The 22,768-nt window shown below is 54.4% G+C and carries 13 protein-coding genes, 1 tRNA gene and 2 pseudogenes; 7 read left to right on the top strand and 9 right to left on the bottom strand.

Going from position 1 to position 22,768, the window contains the following annotated elements; genetic code table 11:
- Nucleotides 1–124: 124 nt before the first annotated feature.
- The 4 genes from ACZ5BO_RS10755 to ACZ5BO_RS10740 form a co-directional block, all read right to left on the bottom strand.
- A complete protein-coding gene (locus ACZ5BO_RS10755) occupies nucleotides 125–6,130 on the bottom strand; it encodes a glycosyltransferase (RefSeq protein ID WP_464699636.1) in 6,006 nt (2,001 codons plus the stop codon).
- Nucleotides 6,123–7,445 (bottom strand): ABC transporter ATP-binding protein, encoded by a 1,323-nt coding sequence (locus ACZ5BO_RS10750; protein WP_464699634.1) that lies wholly within the window; start codon nucleotides 7,443–7,445, stop codon nucleotides 6,123–6,125. Before ACZ5BO_RS10750 ends, ACZ5BO_RS10755 begins: the two co-directional genes overlap by 8 nt.
- A complete protein-coding gene (locus tag ACZ5BO_RS10745) occupies nucleotides 7,442–8,236 on the bottom strand; it encodes an ABC transporter permease (RefSeq protein ID WP_464699632.1) in 795 nt (264 codons plus the stop codon). The genes ACZ5BO_RS10750 and ACZ5BO_RS10745 overlap by 4 nt, the downstream gene beginning before the upstream one ends.
- Nucleotides 8,237–8,367: 131 nt before the next feature.
- Nucleotides 8,368–9,810, bottom strand: coding sequence for a mannose-1-phosphate guanylyltransferase/mannose-6-phosphate isomerase (locus tag ACZ5BO_RS10740; protein ID WP_464701222.1), 1,443 nt, complete (start codon nucleotides 9,808–9,810; stop codon nucleotides 8,368–8,370).
- Between the two features lie 350 nt (nucleotides 9,811–10,160).
- Between ACZ5BO_RS10740 and ACZ5BO_RS10735 the strand changes: the two are divergent.
- Nucleotides 10,161–11,283 (top strand): annotated as a pseudogene (locus ACZ5BO_RS10735) (IS3 family transposase).
- A 327-nt stretch (nucleotides 11,284–11,610) separates the two neighbouring features.
- Here ACZ5BO_RS10735 and ACZ5BO_RS10730 read toward each other — a convergent pair.
- Entirely contained in the window at nucleotides 11,611–11,817 is a 207-nt protein-coding gene (locus ACZ5BO_RS10730) for a hypothetical protein (RefSeq protein ID WP_464699630.1), read from the bottom strand.
- A 683-nt stretch (nucleotides 11,818–12,500) separates the two neighbouring features.
- Here ACZ5BO_RS10730 and ACZ5BO_RS10725 point away from each other — a divergent pair.
- Nucleotides 12,501–13,097 (top strand): annotated as a pseudogene (locus ACZ5BO_RS10725) (tyrosine-type recombinase/integrase); the annotation flags it as partial.
- Between the two features lie 165 nt (nucleotides 13,098–13,262).
- On the opposite strand, the gene ACZ5BO_RS10720 reads toward ACZ5BO_RS10725, so the two are convergent.
- Nucleotides 13,263–13,352: transfer RNA gene (locus tag ACZ5BO_RS10720), tRNA-Ser, on the bottom strand.
- A 319-nt stretch (nucleotides 13,353–13,671) separates the two neighbouring features.
- Between ACZ5BO_RS10720 and ACZ5BO_RS10715 the strand changes: the two genes are divergently transcribed.
- From ACZ5BO_RS10715 to ACZ5BO_RS10705, 3 genes are all read left to right on the top strand, one after another.
- A complete protein-coding gene (locus tag ACZ5BO_RS10715) occupies nucleotides 13,672–14,361 on the top strand; it encodes a crotonase/enoyl-CoA hydratase family protein (protein ID WP_025128741.1) in 690 nt (229 codons plus the stop codon).
- 214 nt (nucleotides 14,362–14,575) lie between these two features.
- Nucleotides 14,576–15,298 (top strand): lysophospholipid acyltransferase family protein, encoded by a 723-nt coding sequence (locus ACZ5BO_RS10710; RefSeq protein WP_464699628.1) that lies wholly within the window; start codon nucleotides 14,576–14,578, stop codon nucleotides 15,296–15,298.
- Nucleotides 15,299–15,454: 156 nt separating this feature from the next.
- A complete protein-coding gene (locus tag ACZ5BO_RS10705; protein ID WP_025128739.1) occupies nucleotides 15,455–16,426 on the top strand; it encodes a magnesium and cobalt transport protein CorA in 972 nt (323 codons plus the stop codon).
- 44 nt (nucleotides 16,427–16,470) lie between these two features.
- Here ACZ5BO_RS10705 and ACZ5BO_RS10700 read toward each other — a convergent pair whose 3' ends face one another.
- The 3 genes from ACZ5BO_RS10700 to ACZ5BO_RS10690 all read right to left on the bottom strand — a co-directional run bounded on the left by ACZ5BO_RS10700 (nucleotide 16,471) and on the right by ACZ5BO_RS10690 (nucleotide 20,673).
- On the bottom strand, nucleotides 16,471–17,193 hold the full coding sequence (locus ACZ5BO_RS10700) for an amidotransferase (RefSeq protein WP_025128738.1): 723 nt from the start codon (nucleotides 17,191–17,193) through the stop codon (nucleotides 16,471–16,473).
- Nucleotides 17,194–17,297: 104 nt separating this feature from the next.
- Nucleotides 17,298–19,442, bottom strand: coding sequence for a 3-hydroxyacyl-CoA dehydrogenase NAD-binding domain-containing protein (locus ACZ5BO_RS10695; RefSeq protein WP_464699626.1), 2,145 nt, complete (start codon nucleotides 19,440–19,442; stop codon nucleotides 17,298–17,300).
- Between the two features lie 25 nt (nucleotides 19,443–19,467).
- Nucleotides 19,468–20,673, bottom strand: coding sequence for an acetyl-CoA C-acetyltransferase (locus tag ACZ5BO_RS10690; protein ID WP_464699624.1), 1,206 nt, complete (start codon nucleotides 20,671–20,673; stop codon nucleotides 19,468–19,470).
- Between the two features lie 599 nt (nucleotides 20,674–21,272).
- Here ACZ5BO_RS10690 and ACZ5BO_RS10685 point away from each other — a divergent pair.
- Both ACZ5BO_RS10685 and ACZ5BO_RS10680 read left to right on the top strand, forming a co-directional pair.
- Complete coding sequence (locus tag ACZ5BO_RS10685; protein WP_025128735.1) at nucleotides 21,273–21,722, top strand: rhodanese-like domain-containing protein; 450 nt, start codon at nucleotides 21,273–21,275, stop codon at nucleotides 21,720–21,722.
- Nucleotides 21,719–22,528, top strand: coding sequence for a c-type cytochrome (locus tag ACZ5BO_RS10680; protein ID WP_464699622.1), 810 nt, complete (start codon nucleotides 21,719–21,721; stop codon nucleotides 22,526–22,528). The genes ACZ5BO_RS10685 and ACZ5BO_RS10680 overlap by 4 nt, the downstream gene beginning before the upstream one ends.
- Nucleotides 22,529–22,768 lie beyond the last annotated feature (240 nt).

Here is a 22,768-nt window from a genome sequence, read left to right as displayed (position 1 = left end):
AATTGCAAATCGCCCCCCCTGCAACAGAGAGCAAATACCTCTGCGCAGGTGCTTAAATAGGCTAATGCTATAGAAGGCATCGAAAGCGTCAACTACATAACGCTTTTTCGACGCCCGCTAGCGTTTATGTAGACAAAAATACTCCTGCAATATTCTCCCAAGAATTTTCCTTTGCATACTCTATCGAAGCCTCCACTAAAGCAGCATAACGCTCAGAATCTGACAACACATTCAAAATACCTTGGGATATTTCTGCAACATCTGGCGAAACTGTGAATGCTACGCTCCGCACTTCATCGAATATCTCAGCGGTTGAAACAATCAATGGCAGCCCCACACACATGCAATCTGCCGCAGTAGCACTCCCGCCTTCGTTACTCTGCTCGTAAGGCAACACTGCAAGATCTGCCTTCGCCAACTCTTTCAGCACCAGATTCTTATCGAGAAAGCGTGTATCCAATTTGACAGAGTCTTGTAAGCCAAGCCGAGCAACCTCCAACTCACAGTCTTTAAGCTCCTGTCTGGAGTCTTCACTTGGGTATAGAGCACATTGAACAATCAACTGCGCACCAGGAAATACCCTTAGCACTTCGGACATAGCACGAATCAGGGAAGTAACCCCTTTGTGCTTCCGCAGGAAACCTGTCGTTGTAATAACTGGCGGTTTAGCAATCCAGTCTCGATGAGTAATCGTCTTGCGCGGAAAGTCCTGTATAAACTCCATCGCCAAGGGGATCTTTTCAAGGACAACACCCAGCAACTTTGCCTGAAGGACCTCGGTTGTTCGATGAGAAAATAATGTGACACCCAACTTATTAAGCTTGCACATGGCCGAGGCACTTTCATTCACAAAGTTATGCACAATCACCGAGACTGTAATATCGTGAAAAATCACCGACTCAACGAAGGAGCTCAGAGCTTCAGCAGAATAATAACCAGGGTGATATTGAATAACTAAGTGAGAGACCTCCCACTTAAGTAAGTTTTCTAGAGCGTCGTTCTCGATACGACTATTTTTCCATGTCACATTATCAAAAAACCAAACTATTTCGACAGGTACGCCAATACCTGCAAGATCAGGTTGTTCGTTTGCAGCCTGCGCACCTAAAATAAAATTGGAAACACCATTATTCTGATAAACGCTTATTAGTTTTCTAGTGTACTCACCAATTCCGCATTTGAGGCCAACGGTACTCAAATGTGCCACTCTAAGCGTCTTTTTTGTATCTGCGCCGGACAGCAATGTGGAGCCCTGCCTACGCAAGTTCGCACTACGAATGATACAACCCAATGCCGGAGAGATACTTTCCCAAGAGAAATATTCCTCGACAAAACGTCGATTACTATGGCCGCCCGAGATCATTGCATCACGATTGTTAAATATATTTCCTACCAAACGGCTCAGATCCTCGCGCTCAGCCAGGTATATTCCATCGGTACTGTTAGATACAATCCCCCTTGCACCAACATGCGTGGCGACAATAGGTAGGCCTGCGGACATAAAATCGAACATTTTAATATTAGTGCCAGACCCAGAAAACATTGGGTTAATTGCGAAGTCGCTAGCATGCAGCCAACGGACCTTATCCTCCTCTTCTAGAAACCCAACGCGACGAACATTCTTGGGTAGCCCTCCCGGTAGCCGACTGCATACGCCTCCGCCAATTGCAAAAATACAATTAGGATGTTCTTTCGCTAGTTCTTCGACTATAAACAGTCCTGCCTCAATATTGGGTGCATAGTTACTGCCTATAAAAAAGGCCACGCGATCACTATTGACAAAACCTAAAGCCTTACGTGCTGTGTCCCTCTCATCATGTGTTGGAGGCCGAATCACATTGCTGAAAACACCATTCGGGACAAGTTTTAGCTTACTTCTGCTCCAGCCGAAACGAGCAAAAAAACCATCTATATCTTCTTGTGAGCATGCAAGAACAATATCAGCCCGATCCCCGACAAGTTTTTCTGAACGAATAACTTCATCCAGCACGCTTTGCTCAAATGGGTTATCCAAATTCAACAGTTGCGAACGCAGCTCTGACTCCACATTTTGCGAGTCATACACTACCGTCTTCCCGCTCAACAAATTATCACTCACTAATGGAGCAACCCATGGGTGCGAGAATACTACGACCTCCGCCCACTCAACTGCATCAAAAACCTCCTTTAGATAGTCGGGAGATAAGTGCGCTTGCTGAGAAAACAACATATCAATTACCGTCTTCCCCCCCGCTTGGTGTGCGGCTTGTTCTGCGGCGGCATGATGTTCGGCACTTAGAGGGACATCAATCTCTTCAAACATGGGAGTGATCGTATGGCGCCGATATTTTTCACCCGGCCAATCGTACGACCCCACATACCTGACCTGCAGGTCTTCTCCAAGCGCATGATAGAGCCCCAGCAAACGAAGTCTACCTCCACCAACTGCGGGAATGATCGGCTGCATGTCAAGCACTGCAACCTTGAGCGGTGGCTTAAGATGAATCACAGGGGTGTTAATCTCGGGAAAGCCGGCTTGCAGCAAGCGATTGGAAACACCCACCCAGTTAATACCGGATACTCGCTCTTGCCCCGCCTTGCCCATACGAGTAGCGAGTGTACGATCCAACCAAAGCCGTTCAAAAGCCTGGCAAACCGACTCTGGCTGCGGCAGACAAACAAACCCCGAAACTCCATGTTCGACAATAGCTTGAGGCTCACCAGAGTCGGTACATGTAATAACCGGTTTACCGGAAGCAAACGCTTCCAGCGTGATATAACCGTAGTCTTCGCGAATAGGAAGAAATGGAACAGCCAATGCGCCGGCATATAGGCGCTTAAGTGTTTCGTCATCGACTCGCCCCAGAAACTCTATCCGAGCATCTCCATCAGCGAGTTCACGCAAGTACTGCGCGGCGTCCCCCTCCCCCGAAACAACCAGTTTCATTGCCAACGACGAATGCTTGATTGCCCTGATAGCCAAATCAACTCGCTTCCACTCGTGAAGACGACCAGGCATAAAAAAATAATCCCCGGTACCTGTGTTGTAAAGTCCATCAATATCCATCGGAGGATGAATGACCTCAGCATCATAGTCATTCCAATCAACTAATCGCTTAGATACTTCAGCCCCAATGGAAAACCGGTGTTTTACCTGGGAAAAAGCTTGCCCATCTTGGTGATGAACCCAGCGCTGCTGCGCTTTTATCTCCTCATTAGCATGAGGAAAAACATCATCAAACATGTCATAAAAGACCCTAACGGTATGAACCAGATACAGTATGTGATTAGGGTGCTTTACAGCGTAAGATGGCGCCTTAGTAGATATGACTAAATCAAATTCGCTCAAGTCTAATTCGGCAAAATCCTGATAACCTTGTTTAATACCATCAAACGTAGCTTCATCAACAGGCAAGCAAATCAGTTCTACCTCGCAACCCTGAGCTTGTAGAGCTTTAACCAGTCCTGAATAAAAACGCTCTGCACCACCTGCCACACCCGAACTGGAAATAGGCGCCAGAACGGCGATCCTTTTCTCGGAGTATTCATTTTTTGTAACTGACGCACCCTCAAAATCCCGATATGAGTCCCTAGCTTGCATCAAGGGCCTTTGCATTGATTTCACTTGAGAAGTGATAAAATCAGTATTAGTTGTAGAAATCTGATTCGCTCGGATCAATCCTCGGTGACGAGCAAAACCACGCAGATGCGCGTATAGACGTGGATAACGCTTGAGGAAAACGATAAGGGATCTACTCAATGCCGGTAGATCTAGCAGATACCGAATGAGCATTACCGCCCCTCTGCGCATAACCGCTCTGATCAGCCGCACTGGAAGTAGCAAAGTCCAGCGTAATGCTCGAGTTATTACCCGCATAGGCCAAGTAATACGCCATGAGGTGCTTTTATGAAGCGCTGTTACCAGCTTTTCATTTGCTATTGCCTGGGCATACCAATGATGTGCATTTGCAAGCGCTTCATCTAATGTGGTCCGCGCCTGCTGGTGCGCGGCCTCAATCTCATTAGCTTGTTCGCGGCTAGCATCAGACAATGCAACAGCAAGACGTTGACGAACCTCCTGTAACTGTTCGTCCAATTCCACCGTACGCGACTGATGAATATTTAACTCATCAACTAAACGTTTTCTATATTCCTCTATAGAAACGAGTTGCCCAGTCAATATCTTTATTTGCAAACCCAAGTGTTTTGGATGGTTTTCCAAATATTCAATTTGCGTTTGAGCAGCACCAGCCTCGCTAAGAATAATGTCACGCTCTGCTTCCAACACACAGGCGCGCTCCTCGACATTCTCAATCTGTGCTTCAAGACTCAAACGACGTCGCTGTTCGCTCTCGAACTGAAGTATGATTTTTTGATGCCCCTTGCAGAGCTCAAACAAGTCATTGGCCGACTGTTTGAACTGCTCTCGTAACGAGTCACTCAAGTACTCTGAGGATACCCGTCTTGCATCTGCTTGGGCTGCTCGGCCGATGCTTTCACGTAGCGCCAACTCAGTCTCATGGCTACGTCGCTCTGCAGACTGAATGCGTTGGCTCGCATCCTGGAGCTGCAGCCGCAGCTGCTCAGCGATCGCTTCACTGTGTATCGCCCGCCGTTCAAAATCCTTCATACTTCCCTGAACATCAAGAGTAAACTCGGCAACACTCTCCACCCGGTCCCGAACACTCTCAAGCCGTAGGTCCATATCGTGACTTTTCCCTAAAAGTTGCTCACCTAAATCTCGAATGCGCCCACTGTGTAGGTCTATCGCCTCTTCGATGGCTTGCATCCAAAGCTCTTCATTTTTTTCTGGTTCCCCATCTGTTGGTTGCTCACCTAAAGCATTGAGGTGCTCAAGCATCAAACGAAAACTCCATTGCTTTGCAGGTAAAGCCCACAACCCAGACGCCCAACTACGAAACGGTTGTGGTAACTTAAATGGTGCAATTGAGATCTGTCGAATAGGGGATGGATCCGCAACGTGCCCCGTTGCCAATTCATGAACAAATACCATAAAAGCTAGATATACATTATGAGGCCAAACGCAGTCCTTTGCTTCTTGCGAAATAGCACCATAATCAATTAGGTACGCACCGCCGCACTCTGCAACGAGAATATTCCAAGCTCTAACATCGTTATGATAAAAACCGAAAACTTCTAACTCTACCAATTGCTCTAAAATATCTTTAAGTATACGTTTACGATCCAGAAAAGAATCGCTCAGTACGTCTAGCAGCAGGTTCCCCTGAAGCCGCTGCATAACAACCCAACCCTCCCGCTCAGTTTCAGAAAAAACTATTGGAAGGGCCGCAGGATAGCCAGGAGGTGCATCAGACAAAAACATCCTTTCACGAAAAAATTCAAGGCGATTATGTTCTGCTCTTGGTCCTACAAAATGATACTTTTTAATAACTTCCTGGGATCCGAAGAAGTATCGCCTGCTTCCTTCATGCGTATTATTTGCTAGCGCGTGAGAGTCCTTGCTCCACGTATCGAACATCCCTGCCTTGTCTTGGACTATCCAATAATTATTACTCGCCACATAAAGCGGACGCTCTACGCTTGTAAGGTGCGTTTTACAACGCGCAGCCTCACGAACGAACGTAACAGCTTCAAGCAGAACCAAAGGATCTTCGGGCTGAGCGCTGGCCCAATACAAATCCCCCTCACGCAGCGCAACTTCCAAAATCAGCGCACCACACATGACCGCAGCATTCTGAAATAAGCGTTTTACCTCATCAACTCCACGCTCATGAATCACATGATGAAAAACGCTCAATCCAAGTATTAAGTCATACTGCCCAGGCTGTAATTGATCAATTACGTCCTCAACACGCCCTATTTCAAAAGTCACGTTAAATTGAGGGTTTTCCTCTGCGAGCGCATTACATAAAAAGATATTTTTATCAAGAAAATCGACCCCCCTAACCGATGCACCACGAGAGGCAAGACTTAAGCTGAAATACCCCTGAGCGCAACCCAAATCCAGAATTTTGAGTGGTCGGCCGAGAAGCGTTTGTAACGCGTCATAAATGACTGCGATTACTTCGAGTCGGTCCGCGCAGGGACGCGAAGCATGATCTGAAAAATCAGAATGACCAAAGATTGGTTGGTATACCTCTGGCAAGTCCGCTACCAATTGTTCAATCATACGCCACAATCTCAACTTTCAAAGAGTCCTGATATTCAATATTGAAGGTTGCCTGCATATCTGATATCCCCCAGAACTGGACGACCCTGCTTATGTTCAACATGACGGAATCGTAACGTCGGTCTAATGGTATTAAATCACCCACCAACGGGTTACCTGACGATATACCAAATGAGATCAGATGATCTCCCGCGTTCAAATTCAGTGGGACTGAGAACTTGAACATTCTGATATCGCCAGCCTTCACAGATATAACAATTTGACCACGACTTGACACAAACGAATTTGTGCCATAAATAAAAACGCCATCCAACGTTTTTATCAAAAAACCGGGCACGACATTTTCAAAGTCGGCATCAAACCTGACCTTGAAGTAAAAATCACCGTTTGAGTTACTCTCGATACGTGATGGGAACCGCTCACCATCGACAATAACCAGATAGTCCAGAATCGCCGCACCGCCATGGCCCCAGCGGTATTCTGATGGGTTGTAACCTCCACGAGTAGCAAAAATATCGTCAGCATTCAGGAAATCTTCTGAAACAAGCCCCGGACTTTCGACTTCCGTTTCATGAACTATGCCTTTCTTTTTGCCGAAAAGCTCATCGAGATAGAGATTGGTAACTTCCCGGGAGGGACCATCGAACTCAACACGCCCATTCTTGAGCAGAATGGCCCTTTCGCACTGTCGAACAATATCATCCGCACTGTGGGACACCAAAATCAAGGTCATTCCTTCATCGCGGTATTGCTTGATTCGCTTGAAGCACTTGGCTTGAAAGTAACTGTCGCCGACGGAAAGTGCCTCATCGACGATCAGTAAATCAGGTTTGAACGCTGTCGCCACTGCAAAGGCAACACGCATCTGCATGCCACTGGAGTAGGTTCTTACCGGCTCGTCAAAATATGCGCCAATTTCCGCAAAGGCTTCAATATCCGGCATCGCCCCGATGATTTCGGCGGCACTGAAGCCCATCAGGCCAGCAGAATGAAAGACGTTCTGACGCCCGCTCAACTCCGGCGTAAACCCCATCCCCAATTCCAGAATGGCAGCAATACGCCCATTAATCTGTACACTGCCTTCAGAGGCTTGCAGCGTACCGGTGATCATTTTCAGCAATGTTGATTTGCCAGCTCCATTCTGGCCAACGATGCCAATCGATTCGCCTGGATGAATCGTAAAATTGACACCTTTTATCACCCAGTGCTCTTCACTGGGTTTTATCGGCAAGCCAAACCAACGGCCGATCCGCTGAAACTCTGAGGCATAAACCCGGTAGGCCTTACCCAGGTTGCTCACACTCAAAAGGCTCATAGTACGTCCACCATTTCTGGTGCAGCGCGTCTAAACATCATTAACCCCAACAACATCAGAGTAATCGCAATCGCTGTTGGAATAATAAGCCCATCGATATTGGGCATACGTGAATGCACCAATACGTCATGATAAGCAGTAACAATCGGGTACATCGGATTGTAAGCCATCAGCCCCTTGAAACTTTCGGGAATAATATTTTCGGGGTAAACGATCGGCGTGAACCAAAACCAAGCTTGCAGGACAATTGGAACTACTTGGCCAGTATCACGGACAAATACATTAAGGACGCCCAGCACCAAGCCGATACCCACCGCCAATGCAGTGACAACCATTGTCAGCGGCACAAGCCAGAAAGCGTACAAGGTCAGAGACTGGCCTAACAAAGCAAACACCAATAACAACGCGACGAGCAAAAGCCCGTAGTTCAGTAGACAAGAACCCACTGCAATAACCGGCAAGGTAATACGCGGGAAACGCATTTTCTTCATCAGGTTTCCCTGATCAATAAATAGTGTCAGGCAACGCCCGATGATTTCAGAGAACAGGCTCCAGGCCAGAAGCCCTGCCATCAAATAAAGCGCATAGGCATACCTGTTATCAATTCCCGGTAGCTTCGCCGCCAACACATTGGATAAAACCAGCGCATAAATCGCTACTTGCGCAAGCGGGTTAATGATCATCCACAGACCGCCCAATCGACTCCGGGCAAAACGGGCAACGAACTCATTCCGAATGGATGACCAGACGAAACCTCGGTACTCCCAAAGGCTTCTAAACAACCCCAACATCGCTGACTCCTGAAGAAAGCCGGGCATATACCTGACTTATTGCAACATTTGACTATAGCTTCGATCCTTGATACGCCTAAAAGCAAACCCGAAGAAGCGAGGCCTCGGCCCCGCCTCTAAAAACTCGCGATTTACCCTACGGCCCTGCCGTAAATATCCTCAAATCGAACAATATCGTTTTCCCCCAGATAGTCGCCGCTCTGCACCTCGATCAGTACCAGATCGATGACACCAGGATTTTCCAAGCGGTGCGTGTGCCCTGCAGGAATAAAGGTCGACTCATTGGTATTCAACAAAAACTCGCGATCATTGTTGACCACTCGCGCCATACCACTCACCACGATCCAGTGCTCGCTACGATGGTGATGCATTTGCAGCGATAACGACCCCTGGGGCTTGACGACTATTCGCTTTATCTTGAAACGCACCCCCTCTTCCAGGGTCGTGTAGGTTCCCCAGGGGCGTCGTACGGTCGTGTGATCCAAATGAGACTGGTGACCACTTGTTTTCAACTGCTCGGTGATCGACTTGATATCTTGCGCATGGTTCTTGTGCGCGACCAACAGCGCATCAGGCGTATCGACAATGATCAGATCCTCAACGCCCACCAAGGCCGCTACACGGTGCTGGCTGCGCACGTAGTTGTTACGGGCCCCATGAAAAATAGCCTCGCCTTCAACACGATTACCCTGTTCGTCCGCGGGTGACAGTTCACTCATGGCGTTCCACGAACCGATGTCACTCCAGCCGATATCGCAAGGAACCGTCGCGACTCTGCTGGAGCGCTCCATTAATGCGAAGTCGATAGAGATATCAGGGACCCTGGAAAAGCTCTCCGGGTCCAGGTGCAGGCTTCGATGACTATCGCCTTGCATCGTGCCCGAGCAAGCCAGGCACTGCTCGACAGCACTGAACACATCGGGGGCACACAATGCCATTTCTTCTAGCAAGGTTCCGGCGCGGAAACAGAACATGCCCGAGTTCCAGAAGTACTCGCCCGAAGCCAAATAACCCTGGGCAGTTTCCAGACCCGGCTTCTCGACGAAACGCTTGACCTTGAAACCATTGCCAAGGGGCACGTCATTATCTTTCTGGATATAGCCATAGCCGGTTTCCGGATATTCGGGTTTGACCCCAAAGGTCACCAGCCATCCTTCTCTTGCCAGGGCACTGGCGGCAGAAAAAGCATCGGCAAATGCCACTTGGTTATCGATTAAATGATCGGCTGGCAACACCAACATGACAGCATCTTGCCCATGAGTACGCACAACTTCTTGGGCCGCTAACGCAACTGCCGCAGCGGTATTGCGTCCAAAGGGCTCCAGGACAAAACTCAAACGATTGAATTGAGGATTCTGTGCGCAGTACTCATCGAGCGTCTTGAAATAGAGATCACGGTTAGTGATCGTCAGAACTTCACTCACCACTCCCAAAGCCAAGGCCCGACTGTATGTTTTTCGAATCAAATTGCCACCATCCGGCAGTTCGATAAACGGCTTGGGATGAGCTGAACGCGAAACCGGCCACAGGCGACTGCCCGCGCCGCCGCAGATAATGACTGGGACAAGTGTCACTTGTACTCCTTCACGCATTGCCACTCCAAATCAGCTACGGCTCCCACCCTCTCGATGCCGCAAATGCGAATACAAAGTGGCACAGGGTCTTTCAGCTATAAATTAAGTAAAATCACTGGAGTCTTTCTGAGGAAAATACTGCGTTTTTATTACAAAATAACCGGTGCATTCTTTAGCAAATGGTCACTTGTGTCTAGAAAAACGCAGAACATTCCTACGCCAAAAATACATTATACATTTAGAAACACTCCTCTTTGTACGATTTTTCCTGGCCGAAATCGTTAATTTTCTGGACTGTCCCCGGAAAGGTAGACATCCCAGGCCTATGCTTTGAGCATAGGAGGAAGTCTATGAGTACCCAGCGATACACCCCAGAATTCAAGGCGGAAGCCGTCAGGCAGGTGGTTGAACGCGGCTATTCAGTCGCGGAGATTGCCGCACGCCTCGGCGTCTCGACTCATAGTCCCCACAAATGGGTGAGCGCCGCCCCCTGATAAAGCAGAAAATCAGGCCAGCGAATTGCTCGAAGCCAAGAGCGAAATCCTACGGCTAAGGGCCCAGATGCGCCGCCTTGAAGAAGAGCGAGTTATCCTAAAAAAGCCGCGCGGTATTTTGCCAGGGAGTCCGACTGAAGTACCGCGTTATGAACGAGCATCGCCATCAGCATGCAGGCGCTACCATGTGTAGAGTGTTGCGAATTGCTCGTGCCGGGCTCTATCAATCGCTGCACAAGCCCGTTTCTGATCGTGCGCAGGACACCCACCGGCTGCTCCAACTGATCCGCAGCTTCTCCGCCGCAAGTCGTGGAGTTTATGGTGAGCGCCGCGTCTTGGGCGATCTACGGGAGGCGAGGGGGAAACCTGCGGCAAGCATCGTGCTGCTCGTTTGATGCACGTCCACAAGATCAAGACGCTACGCGGATACAAGCCCCCCCCCCGCCCGATCGCTGGGCGCCCCCTCAATCATCGCCCCCAACCATCTCAACCGAAAGTTCACCGTCGATGCGCCCACCGACATCACCTACATCCGCACCTGGCAAGGCTGGCTGTACTTGACTGTGGTAGTAGATCTGTATGCACGCAAGGTGGCTGGCTGATCGATGAAGTCGATATAGCCCGCGAGTTGACCTTGGGTGCATGGCTTATGGCCCTATGGCGACGCAAGCCCAAGAGTCGGGTCATCATTGACTTAGATCAGGGGAGCCAGTACGGCAGTGATGATTGGAAACGATTCTGTGCTGCCAACAACCTAGAACCCAGCATGAGTCGGCGCGGCAACTGCTTGGATAATGCTGTGGCTGAGTCCTTTTTCAGCAGCCTAAAGAAAGAGCGCATACGCAAGCGCATCTATAAAACCCGCGATCCGGCTCGAGCCAATGTGTTCGATTACATCGAAGTGCTTTACAACCGTACTCGCCATCATAGTCACTTGGGCGGCGTCAGTGCTGAGGCCCTTGAAAGCGCCTCGTTATGAGGCCAGAAAATATCTATTGGAATGGGGGTAGTCCAGCTTCAACTTGCCCTGAAATTCTGGGAAAACTCTCAAAGGGGCCATATTGGCCCCTGCAAGTGGTTCAGGAAATAGTTTTTATAATCTTATCGACTCCAACAATTAGTTCACCTACCTCACCAACCGTTGGATCAGTCGAGTTTTTATGACCACATTTATTACGAATATCGCCAATAAACTGAACATGCCTAGACTGCGACAACTCAATGACACCCGCTACTATTAGCGCATCATTTAGCACTGCAATAGCGCTAGACTTCTTGGGTAGATTATGGTTATCAAATACTTGCTTCAGATATCCTTCCAGTAAGACTCCGATGCCCCCCCCCCCGCAGCACGAGAAAATTTATTTTTTAGTAGTTCTCTGGCAACGTCGAGTTCAGAGTCAAAGAGATCAGTCAGCACCAATTGCTTGATATCAAAGAGCGAACTTTCGAAACGTTTTTCTATGGACTCAAGGATCGCTATCTGCTGCTGCAATTGAATAGCGCCAGACATGTCAACGCCCCCCTCGTTTTACCGAGTCGACGAAAGGGACTGGCACGCGTTCTCTATTCGATAAGTCTCGACATCAAAAGACTTTCGCGTTTTTGGTCGCTCATAAAATTTCACGAAGTCCACATACCGGTCGGAAAGTAACTGCCTTACAACGACCAGAGTTTCCGAATAACAGTGGTGGTAGCAAATCCGAAAGGGCTTGAGCTTACTTTAATAAATTTCAATTTTTTCCTCGGTCCACCCCGCCCTTGCCAAACGGGCTCGCCATTCGTCCTTACCATCCGCATCACGGCGAAGCGCTTGAAGAACTACCCCGCCCTCTTGGAGCAACGCGCTCAGATCTTTCCGGTAGTTTTCTAGATTGGATACTGTCATCGCTCCCTCGTATGTAGATGACCGGATTGATCGTCGGCCATACAAAGCAGAGTAATAGTATTTCAGTGCCACGAATAGTTGAGCCCATCGCTTCCATGCCTTCAGCAAGAGCCGTAGGCCTAGATCCGCCCCGCCCTGCAGTGCTGAGAGAGAAATTCGGAGGTCGGGCGCTGAACAGAATCCTCAAGTGTTCCCTTGGATGTTCCCATATGGACCTTTTTTCGCCCCTCCCGAAAACAAAAAACCCTTAAAACTTCAATATTTTCAGTGATTTAGTCGTTTCAAATTTGGCGATGAAGGAGAGATCCGAAACACCCACCAACTGCGCCCAGGAACTGCTGATGGTGCAGTTTATGATTTGGGCAGGCCCACGGGTGTCGGAGACCATTGCGCTGGCGTGGGAGGACGTCGATATGAAACAGGGGACAGTCACTCTCCGCCACACCAAGGTGCGCGGAGCCTACCGCGTGACGAAAACCCGACGCTCGACGCGCAAGGTGCGCTTGCTGGAGCCCGCGAGGGATACCCTACGCAAGCTTGACGCCATCAACCAGCTCAAGACCGTAGACACTGTCGATATTGTGGAGCGGGATAACAAGACAGTCCGCAAGCACAAACTGCACTTCGTGCTCCTGAACACCAAGAGCGGTTTGCCGCACGTCAGTGACTTTGTCGTGAGGGACAGGCTCGTCAACGCGCACTTGAAAGCGGCCGGCGTTCGATATCGCGGGCATGGCCAGTGCCGCCACACATATGCCAGCTAGTTGCTGACCACTGGTCTGGCATCAGTGGACTGGATCACAGAGCAGGTGGGGCATACCAGCGCGAACATGATCCGGCAGCACTACGGCATGTGGATCAACGAGGACGGCTCGGACGTCATCGGCATGCTGCAGCACGCCCTGGGTATTCAAGCACCGAATGGTGACAAAGCCCCTAGAACGGGTTCGAACGTAGACAAATTAGCAGCCCGTATTCCCATGGGGCTCTCATATGGGCTTTTTTGCCTCTCTGAAAACACAAAACCCCTGAAAACTTCAACGTTTTCAGGGGTTTTGTCGTTTCAAATGTGGCGGTGAAGGAGAGATTCGAACTCTCGATACAGTTTCCTGTATACACACTTTCCAGGCGTGCTCCTTAAGCCACTCGGACACTTCACCGTATCTCGTCAAACCGATTCAGTCTGTCGAGGCGCGCTAATGTAGTCGAAAGCTTTTCAGATGGCAAAGGTTTTTTTCAGAATTTTCATGCGCTTAAGGACGTTCTGTCGTTGAAGGGGATTCGGCCAGGGTCGTGGACAAGGCAAACCAGCCATTCTCCAGCCTCGCCCACAGCTATATAGAAGAAACTCTGCGTGGCCTGCTGCGCCATGCAAGCCCATACCCGGCCCAATGCCTGACTCACCAGTCAGTCACGGCGCTTTACCTGATCTGCTGCGATGGGTAACGTCTGCTGCACTTCAATACAAGGAATTGCGTCATGAGTGAGTTGATTACCTACCATCTCGAAGACGGTATCGCGACCCTGACCTTGAGCAATGGCAAGGTCAATGCCATCTCCCCGGACGTGATTGCCGCCTTCAACGCCGCGCTGGATCAGGCCACGGCTGATCGTGCAGTCGTGATCATCACCGGCCAGCCAGGAATTCTCTCCGGCGGCTACGACCTAAAGGTCATGACCGCAGGTCCCAAGGAAGCCGTGGCCCTGGTGACCCAGGGCTCGACCCTGGCCCGCCGCCTGTTGTCCCACCCCTTCCCGGTGATCGTCGCGTGCCCTGGCCACGCGGTGGCCAAGGGGGCCTTCCTGCTGCTCTCGGCGGACTACCGGATCGGCGTCAACGGCCCGTTCAGCATCGGCCTGAACGAAGTGCAGATCGGCATGACCATGCACCACGCCGGAATCGAACTGGCCCGTGATCGCCTGCGACGCTCGGCGTTCCACCGCTCGGTGATCAACGGCGAGATGTTCGACCCGCAGAGCGCCGTGGATGCCGGCTTCCTCGACAAGGTAGTGAACGCCGAAGAGCTGCAAAGTACCGCCTTGGCCGCTGCACGCCAGTTGAAGAAGATCAACATGCAGGCCCACAAGAACACCAAGCTGAAGGTGCGCAAGGCTCTGCTGGACACCCTGGACAACGCCATCATCCAGGATCAGGAACACCTGGGTTAACCTTCCCGGCGCTCCCTGAATCAGCCCGACCCAGATGTCGGGCTTTTTATTGCGTGGCCAAACAGCTGATAGCAAGCGCTCTAGACCGCCACGGCCAAGCACAATTGGAAACATGTACTTAAACATCGCCCATCTCCGGGCTAAGAACGGCAATTGCCGAAAATAGTGCACATCCGTACACTGCGCCACCTTTTGTCCCCGGTGGGCCGTTTAGATGCTGTATCTGTTTCGCATGTTGTTGATGGGCCTGCACTTTATCGTCGCCGGCAGCCTGGGCCTGCTACTCGGGCTGTGCCGCCCGTTCAACCCGGACAACAGCCGCCTGTGCGCCCGCCTCTATGCCTGGCCGGCCATGTGCATCCTGCGGTTGCGGGTCAAGGCGGAGGTCGGTCCGCTGATGGACAAGCCCGATGGCTGTGTGATCATCGCCAACCACCAGTCCAACTACGACCTGTTCGTGTTCGGCAACGTGGTACCTCGACGCACGGTGTGCATCGGCAAGAAGAGCCTGAAGTGGGTGCCGCTGTTCGGCCAGCTGTTCTGGCTGGCGGGCAATGTGCTGATCGACCGCGGCAATGCGCAGAAGGCGCGGCGCTCGATGCTCACCACCACCCACACCCTGCAGCACAAGGACACCTCGATCTGGGTCTTCCCGGAGGGCACACGCAACCTCGGCGAGGAGCTGCTGCCGTTCAAGAAAGGTGCATTTCAGATGGCCATCGCCGCCGGCGTACCGATCGTGCCGGTATGCGTCAGCAGCTACATCAAGCACATGCGCCTGAATCGCTGGAACAGCGGCAAGATCCTGATCCGCTCGTTGCCAGCCATCCCCACCGCCGGGCTGACCCTGGACGACATGCCGCTGCTGATCACCCAATGCCGCGAGCAGATGCGCGAATGCATCGCCAGCATGGATCGCCAGCTGCAAACGGCCTGAATGCCTGCCGGCAATCCCCTGACGCCCCAAAGCCCGCCTCGTGCGGGCTTTTATTTGTCAGCGAACTCATGCATCGGCAGTGACTCTGATGCAGCATTGCAGGCTAAGCTGCTGGTCTGTCATCGCCCCATTGATAAGAAGAAGTGAACCGGAACCATGGGTAGAGTTGTTGCTGCCGCCGTTTACAGCGGTGGAAAGAAAGTCACTGATATCAGCCTCGACGAAGGGGCTGCCTGGGCCGCGAAACCCGGCCACTTCGTCTGGATCGGTCTGGAAGAACCCAACGCCCACGAGCTGGCCAACCTGCAGCGCCAGTTCAACCTGCATGAACTGGCCATCGAAGACGCCCTGGAAAAGCACAGCCGGCCCAAACTGGAAACCTTCGGCGATGCCTTGTTCATCGTCACCTATTCGCCGGTACGCACCGACGGCAAGCTGGAGTTCATCGAAACCCACATCTTTGCCGGCAATGGCTACATCATCACCGCCCGCAACGGCCACTCGGCCTCCTATGGCTACGTGCGCCAACGCTGCGAAGCGCGCCCGTTGCTACTGGAGCACGGCGAAGACTTCGTGCTCTATGCGCTGCTGGATTTCGTCACCGAGAACTACCAGCCCGTCAGCGAGGCGATCCACGCCGAGATCGACGAGCTGGAACGCAACGTGCTGTGCAACTCGCTGAACGAGCGGGATATCCAGAACCTCCACGGCCTGCGCCGCGACGTATTGCGCCTGCGCCGCCATGTGGCGCCGATGGTGGAGATCAGCGAGGAGCTGCAGAAGCTCAGTTTTCCGTTCATCGACAAGAACATGCGGCCGTACTTTCGTGACGTGCAGATTCATGTCACCCGGCAGATGGAGGACCTCTCGACCCTACGCGACATCGCCAGCCAGACCATCGAGATCGGCGTGCTGCTGGAGGCGTCGCGACAAAGCATCGTGCAGCGCAAGTTCGCGGCCTGGGCGGCGATCCTGGCATTTCCGACGGCAGTGGCGGGAATCTACGGGATGAACTTCCAGAACATGCCCGAACTGAGCTGGCACTACGGCTACTTCGGGGTCCTGGGGTTCATCAGCGTGGGCTGTGTTGGCCTCTGGGCCAGCTTCAAGCGCTCAGGCTGGCTCTAGCAGCACCTTGGCCCCGTGCCGGATGCACAGGGCCGCAACGGCCGTCATGCCGCCTTGGGCTTGTGGGCGACAAAACGCATCATCCACTCGGCAACGGTGGCACCGTGATGGTCGTGCTCCAGGCTCGCCACGCCCTTGCGGTAGATCTGCTCACCGAGGAATTCCTGGCGCAGGTCCAGCAGGGCCCGGGAATAATCGTGGATGAACTCGGGATGGCCCTGGAAACACAGGACCTGATCGTTGATGTGGTACGCCGCGTAAGGACAGAAATCGCTGGAGGCGATCACCGTGGCGTTTTCCGGCAAGGCGGTGACCTGATCCTGGTGGCTGATCAGCAGGGTCAACTCCTCCACCACCGGGCTCATCCATGGCGCCTTGGCGGCCAACTGGTAGCTGTGGGTGCCCACCCCCCAGCCCTGGCTCGCCCGCTCGCTCTTGCCGCCCAGCAGCAAGGCCAGCAACTGATGGCCGAAACAGATGCCCAGCAGCTTGTCACCACGCTCATAGCGGCCCAGCAGGTAGGTCTTGAGGGTCTGGATCCAGGGATCGGTGCCGAAGGAATCGGCCTTGCTGCCCGTCACCAGATAAGCATCGAACTCCAGCTGCGCGTCGGGGTATTGCCCCTGGACCACGTTGTACACACTGAACTCGGCAGCGATGGGCTGCTGGGAAAACAGGCGCTGGAACATCTGCCCGTAACCCTGATATTGATCGACCAGTTCGGGACGCAGGATATCGGTTTCAAGAATGCAGATGCGTAGCGACATAAAAAATTCCTGACAAGGCGATGGCAATAATGAACACCCAGAGCCTGCCTTGAAATACCACGGCAAGGCAAGCCCCGGAATGTGTCATTTGCTGCCCGCCAACCTCAGAACAATTGGCCCTGGCGAGCCTTTTCCACCAGCAGGGCCGGCGGCGTGAAACGCTCGCCGTACTGCTGCGCCAGGTACTGCGCACGGGCAACGAAATCCTGCACCCCGTACTGGTTGATGAATTGCAACGCACCACCGCTCCAGGCCGCGAAGCCTATGCCGAAGATCGAACCGATGTTGGCGTCTGCGGTGGACAGCAACACCCCCTCCTCCACGCAGCGCACGGTTTCAATCGCCTGGATAAAGAGCAGGCGATCGCGCACATCCTGGGGCGAGATCTGCCCGTCGGCCTTGTAGAAGCGCGTGCGCAACTCCGGCCACAGGTGTTTCTGGCCTGCGGCCGGGTAGTCGTAGAAACCGCCACCGCTCGCCTTGCCCGCCCGCTTGTACTCGTTGAGCAGCAGGTCGATCACGGCAAACGCCGGATGCTCGATGGCCGGCTTGCCCTCGGCTTGCAGGTCTTTGACGGTCTGCTGGCGAATGTGGCTCATCAGGCTCAGGGACACCTCGTCGGAGATCGCCAGCGGCCCCACCGGCATCCCCGCCTTGCGCGCCTCGGCTTCGATCATCGGTGCGCCGATGCCCTCGCCGAGCATGGCAATGCCTTCATTGGTGAAGGTGCCAAATACCCGCGAGGTGAAGAAGCCCCGGCTGTCGTTGACCACGATTGGCGTCTTCTTGATCTGCAGGACGAAATCAAAGCCACGGGCCAGGGTTTCATCACTGGTCTTAGCCCCTTTGATGATCTCCACCAGGGGCATCTTTTCCACCGGGCTGAAGAAATGCAGGCCGATGAACTTGTCCGGATTGAGCACCGCCGTGGCCAGCCCGGTGATCGGCAGGGTCGAGGTATTGGAGGCGATCACCGCGTCCGCGCCAACCACCTGCTGCGCGGCCTTGGACACCTGGGCCTTGAGCGCCCGGTCCTCGAAGACTGCCTCGATGATCAGGTCGCAACCGGCCAGGTCGGCATCCTCGGCAGTGGTGACGATCCGCGCCAGGGTCGCGTCCCGCTGCTCGCTGCTCAACTGCCCGCGAGCGACCTTCTTCTCCAGCAGCGCCGCCGAGTGGGCCTTGCCCTTCTCGGCCGCCTCGGGGCTGATGTCCTTGAGGACCACCTCGATACCCGCCACCGCGCTGACGTAGGCGATCCCCGCCCCCATCATGCCGGCGCCGAGCACCCCGAGTTTTTTCGTCACTTGAGTCGCAATGCCTTGAGGACGCGAGCCACCGGCATTGATCTCGTTGAGCTGGAACCAGAAGGTGCCGATCATGTTCTTCGCCACCTGGCCGGTGGTCAGCTCGGTGAAGTAGCGGGTCTCGATCAATTGCGCAGTGTCGAAATCCACCTGGGCGCCTTCGACGGCAGCACAGAGGATCTTTTCCGGGGCCGGGAAGCAGCCCTGGGTCTTGGTGCGCAGGATCGAAGGCGCGATGGCCAGCATCTGCGCGACTTTCGGGTTCGACGGTGTGCCGCCGGGAATCTGGTAGCCGCGGACATCCCAGGGCTGCTTGGCCGCCGGATTGGCGAGGATCCAGGCTCGGGCCTTGGCCAGCAGCTCATCAGGATCGGTCGCCAGCTCATCGACCAGGCCAGCCTGCAACGCCTGCGGCGGACGTACTTTCTTGCCTTCCAGCAGGTACGGCAAGGCTTTTTCCAGGCCCAGCATGCGCACCATGCGCACCACCCCGCCGCCACCAGGCAGCAGGCCCAGGGTGACTTCCGGCAAGCCGACCTGGACCGACTTACCCTCCAGTGCTATCCGGTGATGGCAGGCCAGGCAGATTTCCCAGCCGCCGCCCAGGGCCGCGCCATTGATCGCGGCCACCACCGGTTTGCCCAGGGTCTCCAGGGCCCGCAACTGGCCCTTGAGGGTCAACACCATGTCGTAGAAGGCCTTGGCCTCGGGCTTGCCGACCTTGATCAGCTCATTGAGGTCGCCGCCGGCAAAGAAGGTTTTCTTCGCCGAGGTAATGATCACTCCGGCGATGGCTGCCTGCTCGGCCTGCAGTCGGGCCACGGCCCCCGCCATGGCATCGCGGTACACGGCATTCATGGTGTTGGCGCTCTGGCCCGGCATATCGATGGTCAGGACCACGATCTGGTCCTGGCCTTTTTCGTAACGGATGGCATCGGTCATGAAAGGGATTCCTTGAAGTCGGGGCTCAGAGCCGTTCGATGATGGTGGCGATGCCCATGCCGCCGCCGACACAGAGCGTGGCCAGGCCGTAGCGCTGGCGCCGGGCCTCCAGTTCGTCGAGCAAGGTGCCGAGGATTGCGCACCCGGTGGCGCCCAGGGGGTGGCCCATGGCGATGGAGCCACCATTGACGTTGACCTTGGCCGGATCGATGGCCATGTCCTTGATGAACTTGAGTACCACCGAAGCAAAGGCTTCGTTGACCTCGAACAGGTCGATGTCCTCGACCCGCAACCCGGCCTTGGCCAGGGCCTTGCGGGTGGCCGGCGCAGGGCCGGTGAGCATGATGGTCGGGTCGGTGCTGGTGACCGCCGTGGCGACAATCCGCGCCCGCGGCGTGAGCCCCAGTTCGCGCCCCTTGGTCTCGGAGCCGATCAGCATCAGCGCAGCGCCGTCGACGATGCCCGAACTGTTGCCCGGAGTGTGCACATGGTTGATGCGTTCAACATGGCTGTAGACCCGCAACGCCGTAGCGTCGAAACCCATCTGCCCCATCATCTCGAAACTCGGCTTGAGGCTGCCCAGGCCTTCCAGGGTCGAGTCGGCGCGTATGAACTCGTCATGGGCCAGCAGCACGATGCCATTCTGGTCCTGCACCAGCACCAGGGACTTGCTGAAAGCACCTTCGGCACGGGCCCGAGCGGCCTTCTGCTGGGATTGCAGGGCGAACCGATCGACGTCCTGGCGGGAAAAGCCTTCCAGTGTCGCGATCAGGTCCGCACCAATTCCCTGCGGGGTGAAATGGCTGTGCAGGTTGGTCTCCGGGTCCAGGACCCAGGCTCCGCCGTCGCTGCCCATGGGCACTCGCGACATGGACTCGACGCCGCCGACCACCACCAGCTCCTCGAACCCCGAGCGCACCTTCATCGCCCCGAGGTTGACCGCCTCGAGACCCGATGCGCAGAAACGGTTGATCTGCACCCCGGCCACGCTGACGTCCCAGTCCGCCGCCTGCACCGCAGTCTTGGCAATGTCCGCGCCCTGATCGCCAATGGGTGTCACACAGCCCAGGACCACATCGTCCACCTGGCTGGTATCGAGTTCGCAGCGCTGTTGCAGGGCCCGCAGCAGGCCCGCCGCCAGGTTCACCGGTTTCACGCTGTGCAGGGCGCCATCGGCCTTGCCTTTGCCACGGGGCGTGCGTAACGCATCGAATATCAAAGCTTGGGTCATGACGTCCTCGAACCGCTGTGCAGGGGAAAATGTCGAGCTCCCACCTTAGGCGCGACAGCCATGGATTCAATGACCGATGCGCTCAGCCGCCTTGACGCTCACGCTCAGACGAACGGTAGGCAGCTAAGGGATCCGCCGATGAAGGGTCGCGAACTGTCTAGCCAAAGGGCGGCCATCCGCTGCAGAGGCAGATTTATAGCTTTTTCATGACCACTGGCTACAACTTCATATGAATTGGATCTAAGCCAGGGGATTCAAGGCCCCTAAGGTAGAAGCTGTAGGAAGTCTCAGACGGATTTTGCGCTGGGACAGGTAAGAAAAGGGACACATTGCCGGCTCATAGTGAAATGCACCAATCGGCATGCATTGATGCTCAGGAATAACAACAAAAGGCATTCAGCCATGTTCAAACATTCGAAAGTACGTCAGGCGGGGCTCATTCTCTTTGCAACCACACTGCTGCTGATCTTGCCGAATCTCACCAAAGTGATCGGCTGATCCGTGGCTGTTCGTTCAACGAGTCAGAAAATTGTCCCCGGTTCCTACCGGGGCACGGACTTGTGTGCCAGTCTTCCTGAGGAACACGACGGGGAAGACTCATGCGCCATTGGATTGCACTTGCCACACTCTTGAGCGCTTTCGACGCTCATGCCGGGATCATTGACGTCAATCGCGCGGTGGACGAAATCAATGACGGCGCCCTGATCCTCGACCTGCGCAGCGAAAGCGACTTTGCCGCCGGCAACGTCCACAACTCGCTGCAGGTCAATCTCGAACTGGAGGATGGCACGGGCATCAGCGCTGAGGGCCTGGCCTACCAGCTGCGCAAGGTGGTGCTGGACCCCAACGCCACGGTAGTGATCTACAGCGATACCAACCAGCATGCCCTGGAAGCCGAAGACACCCTGGTCAAGCACGGTTATTTCGGTATCGTGAACGGCGGCAACTACGAAGAACTCCGGGACGCCCTGTTCGACCATGTGTCGCGACCCGACGATGTACTTCCCGGCGATGAACCCACTGACGACGACCCGACGGCCATCAATTGAAAGCTCTCCTGCTCTGCTCGACCCTGCTGTTGAGCACCTCGTTGCACGCTGCGCAACTGCTGATCGACCTGGGCTCCGGCAGCCACACCTGGCAGACCGAAGAGCTGCTCAAGCATCCGGACGCCCAGAACATCACCATCAAGGACGATGTGTCCTACAAGCGCGATATGCAGTACCGGGCCGTGCCCATGGCGCTCCTGCTCAAGGGCCTGAAGGCCGCGGATCACCTGCAGGCCGTGGCCCTGGATGGCTTTGCCGCGGAGCTCAGCGCAGGGCCGTTGCTCAACCGCCAAGGCGCCCAGGCCTGGCTGGCCATCGAGGACCCGGCCAAGCCCTGGCCGGCGCTGGCGGCGGACAAGCCCAGCGCCGGGCCGTTCTATCTGGTCTGGAGCGATCCAGCGGCCGGCCACATCAGCCCCGAACAGTGGCCATTCCAGGTTGCCCGCATTCAGCGCCTGGCCCCGGTAGCCGAGCGCTTCCCGGCCCTGGCCCCGGACCCGAAACTGGCCGCGAATGATCCGCTCAACCAGGGTTTTGCCCTGTTCCAGAAGAACTGCCTGGCCTGCCACCGGCTCAACGGGGCCGGCGATTCGCAGTTCGGCCCGGACCTGAACATTCCCTACAGCCCCACCGAGTACTTCACGAGAGACTTCCTCAAGCGCTATATCCGCGACCCGCAAAGCCTGAGGCGCTGGCCCCAGGCAAAAATGCCGGGGTTCAGCAGCAGCGTCCTGCCGGACACGGAGCTGGAACTCTTGCTGGGTTATCTCAAGCACATGGCCGGGCGCAAGCAACTGCCGCAATGACCTCCCCCCCTGCGCCCTGGCGCACCAGCAACTCTGGCTATCAGCGGCATAGTCAGAGTTGATTTCACGGCCGGGCCACCCACGCAGATAATCCGTCCATCGACACACACTTCATCCAGCCTGATGAAGCCCCTGCTGCAACCTTGATGAGATTGATGACCACCGTGCTCGGGCTGCCCCGAGCCACCTCCTCTCCTGGCCGGTCTTCCCTTTTAGCCACCCTCGCGGGTGGCTTTTTTT

The organism is Pseudomonas sp. FFPRI_1 (assembly GCF_055384485.1).
The sequence above is the reverse complement of the archived record's forward strand: the minus strand, read 5'-3'. Positions and strand labels throughout refer to the sequence as shown.